General features: G+C 66.4%; 12 protein-coding genes. 1 reads left to right on the forward strand and 11 read right to left on the reverse strand.

Annotated features, from left to right (window positions below; translation table 11 throughout):
• A partial coding sequence (locus ACFDS3_RS17360) for an aconitase family protein (RefSeq protein WP_375263614.1) occupies positions 1–1,221 on the forward strand: 1,221 nt, incomplete at its 5' end.
• Positions 1,222–1,475: 254 nt separating this feature from the next.
• Here ACFDS3_RS17360 and ACFDS3_RS17365 read toward each other — a convergent pair.
• From ACFDS3_RS17365 to rlmB, 11 genes are all read right to left on the reverse strand, one after another.
• Positions 1,476–2,009 carry a DsbE family thiol:disulfide interchange protein gene (locus ACFDS3_RS17365; RefSeq protein ID WP_375263615.1) on the reverse strand — a complete coding sequence of 178 codons (534 nt, stop codon included), beginning with the start codon at positions 2,007–2,009 and terminating at the stop codon, positions 1,476–1,478.
• Positions 2,002–2,151, reverse strand: a complete 150-nt coding sequence (ccmD, locus tag ACFDS3_RS17370; protein ID WP_375263616.1) for a heme exporter protein CcmD — start codon at positions 2,149–2,151, stop codon at positions 2,002–2,004. Before ccmD ends, ACFDS3_RS17365 begins: the two co-directional genes overlap by 8 nt.
• Entirely contained in the window at positions 2,144–2,878 is a 735-nt protein-coding gene (locus ACFDS3_RS17375; RefSeq protein WP_375263617.1) for a heme ABC transporter permease, read from the reverse strand. Before ACFDS3_RS17375 ends, ccmD begins: the two co-directional genes overlap by 8 nt.
• Positions 2,879–2,941: 63 nt before the next feature.
• Positions 2,942–3,598 carry a heme exporter protein CcmB gene (gene ccmB / locus ACFDS3_RS17380; protein WP_375263618.1) on the reverse strand — a complete coding sequence of 219 codons (657 nt, stop codon included), beginning with the start codon at positions 3,596–3,598 and terminating at the stop codon, positions 2,942–2,944.
• 13 nt (positions 3,599–3,611) lie between these two features.
• A complete protein-coding gene (gene ccmA / locus ACFDS3_RS17385) occupies positions 3,612–4,205 on the reverse strand; it encodes a heme ABC exporter ATP-binding protein CcmA (RefSeq protein ID WP_375263619.1) in 594 nt (197 codons plus the stop codon).
• Positions 4,202–4,555, reverse strand: coding sequence for an Mth938-like domain-containing protein (locus ACFDS3_RS17390; RefSeq protein ID WP_375263620.1), 354 nt, complete (start codon positions 4,553–4,555; stop codon positions 4,202–4,204). The genes ccmA and ACFDS3_RS17390 overlap by 4 nt, the downstream gene beginning before the upstream one ends.
• Before the next feature lie 62 nt (positions 4,556–4,617).
• On the reverse strand, positions 4,618–5,586 hold the full coding sequence (gene secF / locus ACFDS3_RS17395; protein WP_375263621.1) for a protein translocase subunit SecF: 969 nt from the start codon (positions 5,584–5,586) through the stop codon (positions 4,618–4,620).
• 4 nt (positions 5,587–5,590) lie between these two features.
• Entirely contained in the window at positions 5,591–7,264 is a 1,674-nt protein-coding gene (gene secD, locus ACFDS3_RS17400) for a protein translocase subunit SecD (protein WP_375263622.1), read from the reverse strand.
• Between the two features lie 32 nt (positions 7,265–7,296).
• Positions 7,297–7,626 carry a preprotein translocase subunit YajC gene (yajC, locus tag ACFDS3_RS17405; protein ID WP_375263623.1) on the reverse strand — a complete coding sequence of 110 codons (330 nt, stop codon included), beginning with the start codon at positions 7,624–7,626 and terminating at the stop codon, positions 7,297–7,299.
• 117 nt (positions 7,627–7,743) lie between these two features.
• Positions 7,744–8,172, reverse strand: a complete 429-nt coding sequence (locus ACFDS3_RS17410; protein ID WP_375263624.1) for a CoA-binding protein — start codon at positions 8,170–8,172, stop codon at positions 7,744–7,746.
• Positions 8,173–8,363: 191 nt separating this feature from the next.
• Positions 8,364–9,131, reverse strand: coding sequence for a 23S rRNA (guanosine(2251)-2'-O)-methyltransferase RlmB (rlmB, locus tag ACFDS3_RS17415; protein WP_375263625.1), 768 nt, complete (start codon positions 9,129–9,131; stop codon positions 8,364–8,366).
• Between the last annotated feature and the right edge of the window lie 142 nt (positions 9,132–9,273).

Consider the following 9,273-nt stretch of genomic DNA (forward strand, 5'->3'; position numbering starts at 1 on the left):
ATCGGCTTCAACCTCGTGGGCTATGGCTGCACCACCTGCATCGGCAACTCGGGCCCCATCCCCGAAGAGCTGTCCGAGGCCATCAGCGAAAACGACCTGATCGCCTGCTCGGTCCTGTCGGGCAACCGCAACTTCGAAGGCCGGATCAGCCCCGACGTGCGCGCCAACTACCTCGCCTCGCCGCCGCTCGTGGTGGCCTACGCGCTGGTCGGCGACATGAACGTGGACATCACGTCCGAGCCTCTGGGCAAGGACAAGAACGGCAACGACGTCTACCTCAGGGACCTGTGGCCGGACCAGTCCGAGATCGCCGAACTGGTCGAGAAGACCGTGACGCGCGAAAGCTTCCAGAAGAAGTACGCCAACGTGTTTGAGGGCGACGAGAAGTGGAAGGAGGTCGAGACCACCGACAGCCAGACCTACGACTGGCCCGCCGATTCGACCTATGTGCAGAACCCGCCCTACTTCCGGGGCATGGGCAAGAAGCCGGGCAAGATCTCGAACGTCGAAGGTGCGCGGATGCTGGCCTTGCTGGGCGACATGGTCACGACCGATCACATCTCGCCCGCCGGTTCGTTCAAGGAGACCACCCCCGCCGGGTCCTACCTGACCGAGCGCCAGGTCCAGCCGCGCGAGTTCAACTCGTACGGGTCGCGCCGCGGCAATCACGAGGTCATGATGCGGGGCACCTTTGCCAACATCCGCATCCGTAACGAGATGCTGGACGGCGTCGAAGGTGGCTACACCAAGGGCCCCGATGGCGAGCAAATGGCGATCTACGACGCGGCAATGGCCTACCAGGCGCAGGGCACACCCCTCGTCGTCGTGGCTGGTGAGCAATATGGAGCGGGCTCGTCCCGTGACTGGGCCGCGAAGGGCACCGCCCTCCTGGGCGTGAAGGCAGTGATCGCCGCCAGCTTTGAGCGTATCCACCGCTCGAACCTCGTGGGGATGGGCGTCCTGCCCTTCGAGTTCACGGGCGGTGACACTCGCGAAAGCCTCAAGCTGACCGGCGACGAGGAATTCTCGATCCACGGGCTCGAGGACGACTTCCGCCCCGGCGCCGAAGTGCCCTGCACGATCAAGTACGCGGACGGCTCGTCGAAAGAGATCACGCTGAAAAGCCGCATCGATACCGCGATCGAGATCGACTACGTCAAGAACGGCGGCGTCCTGCACTACGTGCTGCGCCGTCTGGCAGGCACCGCCTCGGCTGCCTGAAGTCACCGCATCGCAACCGAAAGGGCCGGCCTCGCGCCGGCCCTTTTTTTTGCGCTCTCCGGAAACGCGGACAATCCTTCTCAACCCGTTCGAAGACGCGGCGAGATCGTCTAGTGTGCAACGACGGCATCCAATCCGGACTGGCATGAGACACGCACTCCGCACCGCAACAGCACGCCTCGGCTGGCCGCTTCCGATGGTGGAAACAGCCATTCTTGCCATTCTGTTGATCGCCGGATTGGCGGCCTAGGCCGTCACTGACCCGCCAGCGCTGGCCGGATCGTCCGCTCGAGTGTGCGCTCCGTCACCGGGCCGGCAACGCGGGCGACCACGCGCCCTTCTCCGTCCACCACGAAGGTCTCGGGCACGCCATAGACACCCCAGTCCCGCGCCGTCCGCCCGTTCGCATCGGCCGAGACGCCAGCGTAGGGGTTGCCGAGCTCTTCCAGAAAGTCGAGCGCGTTGTCCGGCTGATCCTTGTAGTTGATGCCGTAGATCGGAACCCCCTCGTCGCGGGACAGCTTCACGAGGTTCGGGTGCTCGACCCGACACGGCGCGCACCACGACGCCCAGAAGTTCACCAGCTTCATCCCGGGCGCGTCAAGCGCGTCGGCCGTCACAGGCGGCAGATCCCCCAGATCGGTCACGCTCAGCGCCGGCGCCTCGCGGCCCACGAAGGTCGACGGCAGCGCCTCGGGATCGTCCCGCTGCATCCCGGCATAGAACAACCCGGCAAGCCCCGCAAAAATCACCGGCGGGATGATGGCAAGAAGCGGCAGCTTAGCCATGACGCCGTGCCTCCACCCGCTCAAGCTGGCGCCGGATGCGCCCGGCCCGCAGCACGGACAGTGCCAACAGGCCGAGGATCAGCAGGCCCGACAGCCCGTAAGCGAGCCCCACCTCGACCGCGTATTTCCCAAGATCAGGCATCGGCCATCCTTTCGCGCAGGCGCAACGCGTGCAGACGTCGCGCCCGAATCTCTGTCCGTGTCCGCAAGAGCACCAGCGCCACGAACAGCGCCGCAAATCCCGCGATGCAGATGATGAGCGGATAGTAGAACACGTTGTCCACGTTCTCCTCGACGTCCATCGACAGCGACGCGCCCTGGTGCAACCCTTGGTTCCAGAAGTTCACCGCATAGCGCGAAAGCACCGCGAACACGCTGCCCACGAGGCACAGCACGCTGGTCAGGTCGGCCGCGGTGTCGGGATCGTCAATCGCGCCCCAGAGCGCGATGTAGCCGAGGTAGAACAGGAACAGGATCAGGAACGAGGTCAGTCGCGGGTCCCATGCCCACCACGTGCCCCACATTGGTTGCCCCCAGACCGCGCCTGTGACCACCGCGATCAGCGTCATCGTCATTCCTACCGGCGCAGCCGCCCGCGCCGCGAGGGCCGAGACATGGTGTCGCCGGATTAGCCAGATCAGCGACGCCGCCAGCATCATGAACCACGCGTTGATCGCGAAAAGCGCCGACGGGACGTGCAGGTAGATGATCTTGACCGTCGCGCCCTGCCGATAATCGTCGGGCGTGAAGAAGAAGCCCCAGACAAGACCGATCCCCAGAAGCACCGCCGCAAGCGCGCCAAGGGCGGGCACCAGACGCGCGGTGACCGCCATGAAACGGGTGGGATTGGCAAAGGACCAGATGGACATCGGGGATCCTCTAGCGGGCGCCGGGACAGGCGGCAAGGGACGCGCTGTCACACATGCGAAGGCTCATCGCAGCGACACGCGCAGCGCGGCCGCCGCGGCAAATGGCAGCCCCGCCAAGCACCCTAGCGTCACCGCGCCGAGAAGCGCGAGCGGCGTTCCAGTTGCCACCCCCTCGGCGCCGCGCCGCGCCACATCGGCGCCGAAGACCAGCGTCGGAATGTAAAGCGGTAGCACCAGCAACGACAACAGCAGCCCTCCGCGCCGCAGCCCGACCGTCAGAGCCGCGCCGAAACAGCCGATCAGCGACAGCGCCGGCGTGCCCACCAACAGCGACAGGGTCAGCCACAGGTGGCCGGGCCACGGCAGGCCAAGAAACAGCCCCAAGGGCGCCGCGGCGAGCGATATCGGCAGGCCCGTCACCAGCCAGTGCGCCGCTGCCTTCGCCAGCGTCAGCGCCTCTAGCGGCACGGGCGCAGTCGCCAGAAGGTCCAGCGCCCCGTCCTCGCGGTCGAGCGCAAAGATCCGGTCCAGCGACAAAAGGCAGGCCAGCAGCGCTCCGACCCACAGGATACCGGGCGCGATCGGCGCCAGCCGCGCCGTCTCGGGGCCGACGCCGAACGGCACCAGCACCGTCACGATCAGGAAGAACGCGAGGCCCAACCCGAACCCGCCGCCCGACCGGACCGCTAACAGGAGATCCCGCGCGATCAGCCTCAGCATGGCGCGCGCCCGCTCATTCGAGCGCCTCCAGCGTGGCCCTATAGAGGCGGACGTCCAGCACCTCGCCCTTGAGGCCTAGGTCGATGTGAGTTGCAATCACGGCGATTCCACCGCCGGCCAAGTGGCCGCGCACCATGTCGGCGAAGCGCTTCGTGTTCTCGGCGTCGAGCGAGACCGTCGGCTCATCCAGGCACCAGATTAGCCGGCCCGTCACCAGAAGCCGGGCGAGTCCCAGCCGCCGTCCCTGCCCCGCCGACAGGTGCTGCGCCCAACGGTCCTCAAGCCGTGCAAGATCGAACGCCTTCAGCGCCGGTTCGATGTCGTGAACGCCATGCAGCCCGGCCCAGAACGTCAGATTCTCGGCCACCGTCATCTGGCCCTTCATGCCGTCGCGATGCCCACCATAGGCGACAGCATCCGGTCCGGGCTCGACCGCGCCATCATAAGCCGCCTGAAGGCCCGCCAAGGTGCGTAGAAGAGTTGTCTTGCCCGAGCCGTTCGGGCCGCGCAGGATCAATGCGCGCCCGGGTTCTACCGTGAAGGACATATGCGCCAGAACGGGCAGTCCGCCCCGGCCCACGGTTAAATCGCGGGCGATCAGGGTCATGCGGGCAGAAGAGCTGCCCCGACGCGCCGTCCCTCGCCCAGAAGGACGTTGAAGGTTCGGCAGGCCTGGGGCGAGGCCATGACCTCGATTCCAATGCCCGCCGCCTCGATGGCCGAGTGGAACTCGCGCGGCAGGTGGTAGGACATCTCGGGGCCGGTGCCGACGACCAGCAGATCGATCTCTGCCTCTGCCGCGACGATGGGCTCCGCCTCGAATCCGGCCCATTCGCGCACTCCCGACGGCAGGAGCAGCAGCGCACCTTCATGAACCTCGCCGCCGATCCGGAAGAAGCCCGGGCCGTATCCGTCGATCGGCGTGGCGCCGAAATAGGTTGCCTCGTTCATCTCCATGACGCGTCTCCCTCAGTTGCCGTGGCGACCTTAACCTATCGCGCAGCAGGACGCCGGACTGATCAGCTGTCCACGCTTGAGAACTGGTTGCCCTCGGTCTTGTCCGGCTTGGACCAGTCGCGCTTCACGCCCAGGAACAGGACAATGTTCTTCGCCACGAAGACCGAAGAATATGTACCGACCACGATGCCCCAGGTGATCGCGAAGACGAAGCTTCGGATCACGTCACCGCCCAGGACCAGAAGCGCGATCAACGCGACAAGGGTGGTTCCGCTCGTCATCACCGTCCGGCTCAGCGTTTCGTTCACCGACAGGTTCATCACGTCGCGCAGGGGGCGCTGCTTGAACTTAATCAGGTTCTCGCGGAGGCGGTCGAAGATCACCACCGTGTCGTTGATCGAATAGCCGATGATCGTCAGGATCGCGGCGATCGTCGCCAGGTCGAACTGGATCTGCAGGACCGAGAAGATACCGATCGTCAGGATCACGTCGTGGAACAACGCGGCGACCGCGCCGATCGAGAACTGCCATTCGAACCGCAGCCAGATGTAGAACAGGATCGCCGCCATCGAGGCCGCCACGGCCAGGAACGCGGTCTGGATCAGCTCTCCCGAGACCTTGGGACCGACCGATTCCACGCTGCTGAACTCGATGGACGGAGCAATCTCGGCCAGCGTCTGCCGGATCTCCTCGATCGTATCTTGCTGGACCGAGCCCGAGTCGTCCTGCGCAGCGATCCGGATCATCGCGACGTTCTCGTCCGCACCGAACGACGGGTCGAATACTTCGGAGATTACCACGTCGCCCAGGCCCAGATCGCCGATGGCGGCACGGTATTCGGCCACGTTCACCGGCTCTTCCGCCTGACTTCGGATCGTGGTGCCGCCCTGGAAGTCGATGCCGAAGTTCAGCCCCAGCACCGCCCACGCCACAAGCGACAGCACCACCGCCACGGCTGAAGCTCCAAGGGTCAGCCGCGCGTTCTTGAACCAGTCGATGTCGACGTTTTCGGGAACGAGTTTCAGGCGCATGGGATCAAACCTCGATGGTTTTCGGGCGACGGCGGTCGAACCACGTCACGATGATCAGCCGCGTCAGGTAGATTGCGGTGAAGACCGAGGTGAGGATGCCGAGGCCCAGCGTCACCGCGAAGCCACGAACGGGCCCCGACCCCAGCGCGAACAGGATGCCGGCGATGATGAAGGTGGTGATGTTCGCGTCCACGATGGCCGACAGAGCGCGCTCGTAACCGAGCGAGATTGCGCGTGCCGGTCCGCGGGCAGTCTTCAGTTCTTCGCGAATACGCTCGAAGACCAGCACGTTGGCGTCCACCGCCATGCCGATTGTCAGCACGATCCCCGCGATACCCGGCAGGGTCAGCGTTGCGCCGATCATGCTCAGCAGACCGAAGATCAGGCCGACGTTGATCAGAAGCGCTATGTTGGCGAAGAGGCCGAACAGCCCGTAGCTGAGGCCCATGAAGATCAGGACGGCCGCGAAGGCGACGATGCAGGCGATCCGCCCGGCCTCGATCGAGTCCTGGCCAAGCTCGGGACCGATGGTGCGCTCTTCGAGGAAGGTCAGCTCGGCCGGCAGGGCGCCTGCGCGCAGGAGAACGGCCAGTTCTGTCGACTGCTCCACCGTGAAGTTGCCGGTGATGATGCCCGAGCCGCCGGTGATCGCGCTCTGGATGACGGGGGCCGAGATCACCTCTTCGTCCAGCACGATCGCGAAGGGCGAACCGATATTCTCGGACGTGTATTCCCCGAAGACGCGCGCGCCCTGCGGATTGAAGCGGAAGTTCACCGCCGGCTGCCCGTTCTGATCGAAGGCCGGCTGCGCGTCCACGAGCGTCTCGCCGGACAGGACCGGAGTGCGCTCCAGCACGTAATAGGTGCCGGTTTCGTCCACGGACGGATAGATCACGTTGCCGGCGCCGGGGTTCGTCTCGGGGTCCGTGGTCCGGCTGACGACCGGGTGGAAGGTCAGCTGCGCAGTGGTGCCGATCAGGCTTTTCAGCTCGTCGGCCGATCCGATGCCGGGCACCTGGATCAGGATACGGTCTGCGCCCTGCCGCTGGATCGTCGGCTCGCGCGTGCCGACCTCGTCCACGCGGCGGCGGATGATCTCGAGGCTCTGGCGGATCGTGCGGTCATCGGTCGCGGCGCGTTCGGCCTCGCTCATCGAGATGCGGATGACGGCGGTGTCGCCGGTCTGCTCGCCCGACACATCAAGGCTCTGCCCGCCACCGCCGGTCAGCGACGTCACCGGTTGCGACAGCCCGCGCGCGATCTCGAGAGCACGGGGCAGCCCCTCGGCGTCCGAGATCCGCACCTCGAGCACCGGCCCGCCCTCATCCGCCCGGCGAATCGTGCCGACCGTTTCGCGGGCGTCCCGCAACTCGTCCCGCAGTTCGGGCCAGATGCCGTCCATGCGCTGCGCGTAGACATCCTCGACCTGCACTTCGGCCAGCAGATGCGCGCCGCCGCGCAGGTCCAGACCGAGGTTGACCAGCCCGGAAGGCAGCCATTCCGGCCATTGGGACGCAGCCTCGAGCCGTTCGGGCGTCGCGCCCTCGACCTCGATCGCGGCGCGGGCGTCGTTCGCCTGCTCCACGCGGTTGTAGAAGAGGTTCGGCATCGCGAGGGCGAGGCCGATGACCACCACACCCCAGATCAGGATGCGGTTCAGTAGCGGAATGTGCAGCATCTAGCGGCCCCCGGATGGACGGCGCAGAGCGATCAGCTCTCGGCGGCCGGCTCGGTCTTGTTGCGGACCTGTGCGATCGTCGACTTGACAACGCGCACCTTGACGCCTTCGGCCAGCTCGACCTCGGCCTCGCCGTTGTCGTGCACCTTGGTCACCTTGCCGACAAGCCCGCCTGCGGTCACGACCTGGTCGCCCCGGCGCAGCGCCTCGACCATCCTCTGGTGCTCCTTCACCTTCTTCTGCTGCGGACGGATCAGCAGGAAATACATGATGGCGAAGATGAGGATCAGCGGCAGGAAGCTGGCGATGGCGCCCCCGGCGCCCCCACCGACGGCCTGCGCGTAAGCGGGCGTTGCAAACATGGATCGGTCCTTCTGCGGTCGGGCGGGCCTCGGACGGCCCGCGAAGATCGAACTCGTCCTATCCGCGCCCCCCCTGCTTGTCCAGCAAGGCCCGCTGACGGGGCCGCGAGCGTGCCGTCAGGTCGCGCGGCGCTCGATGCCCAGCCGGGGGATGTCGATCTTGGGACAGCGATCCATCACGACCTCGACACCATTCGCCTCGGCCATCGCGGCCGCTTCGGGGCTGACGACGCCTAGCTGCATCCACACCACCCGCAGAGATGGCATGACGTCCAGCGCCTCTTCGACCACGGCCGGTACGGCATCGGACCGGCGAAAGATGTCGAGCATCTCGATATCATCGGAAAGGTCAGGCAGGCGGGCCACGACCGTGCGGCCGAACAGGCTTTGGCCGGCGAGGCCGGGGTTGACAGGATGAACCTCGTAGCCGCGCGCGGCAAGGAACTGGCCGACGCCGTTGCTGGGGCGCGCAGGATTGGCCGACGCGCCCACGAGCGCGATCCGGTTCACGTCGGTGAGGATGCGGCGAATGTCGTCATCGGTCATGTGGGGTCCCCTTGGATTGGCAGGACCCCAACGAAAAACGCGCCCGGGGGTTCAGCCCGGGCGCGAAGTGTGGAACGAGGGACAGTGATGACGCGCCGGGTGTTCCGGTCCGGCGCCTGCGTGAGAAATGGCGTTGCCCAAGGGCAACTGAAAGGGATCTCGCGCGATCGTGACTTGAGCCTGGCTGGGCCTCAGCGGGTTGCCGCGTAGAGCGCCACCGCGGCAGCATTCGACACGTTCAGCGAGCCGAACTCTCCCGCCGCCGAAATGCGCACCAGCCGGTCGCACAGCTCGCGCGTCCGCTCGCGCAGGCCCGGCCCCTCGGCGCCCAGAACAAGGCAGATCGGTCGCGATCCCGCGGCGGCAGCGGCCTCAGCCACGTTGACATCGGCCTCACCGGCAAGGCCAAGGCAAAGATAGCCCATCCCCTTCAGCGACTCGAGCGCATCGCCAAGATTGCCGACCCGCAGGTAGGGTTGGCGCTCCAGCGCGCCAGAGGCGGTCTTGGCCAGCGCCCCGGTCTCGGGCGCGGAATGGCGCGACGGCGCGATCACCGCCCGCGCGCCGAACACTTCGGCCGATCGCAGGATCGCGCCTACATTGTGCGGATCGGTCACCCGGTCGAGCGCGACGATCGGCCCCGTCCCCTCGACCGCGATGTCTTCGAGGCGCCCCCAATCCAGCGGCTTGACCTCGAGCGCGGCGCCCTGGTGCACCGACCCGGGATCGAGCGGAGCGGGAAACCTGCGCGGATCGGCTTCCTCGACCTCGGGGGCGTGACGCACCGCCTCGCCGAGCCGATCGGCGGCGTTCTTCGTGACGACGAGGCGCAGAACCTCGCGGCGGGGGTTCTCAAGCGCATCGCGCACCGCGTGCAGGCCGAACAGCCAAACGGTCTCGCGCGCGGCCTCGCGGCGACCACGCTCTTTCTCGACCACCCATTTCGGTTTCTTTGTCATGAGCGGGCCATGCGCGGGGACGGTCCGAAATTCAAGAGATTTTCGTGTTGACGCCCCTCACTACCGTGGGTAGGAGAGCCGCCACAGTCAGTGGGCGACAGGCCGCAAGGTGTGGCAGGGGACTGTAACTCCCTCGCGGAGA

This window comes from Palleronia sp. (assembly GCF_042089775.1).
Classification (GTDB): Bacteria; Pseudomonadota; Alphaproteobacteria; order Rhodobacterales; family Rhodobacteraceae; genus Palleronia.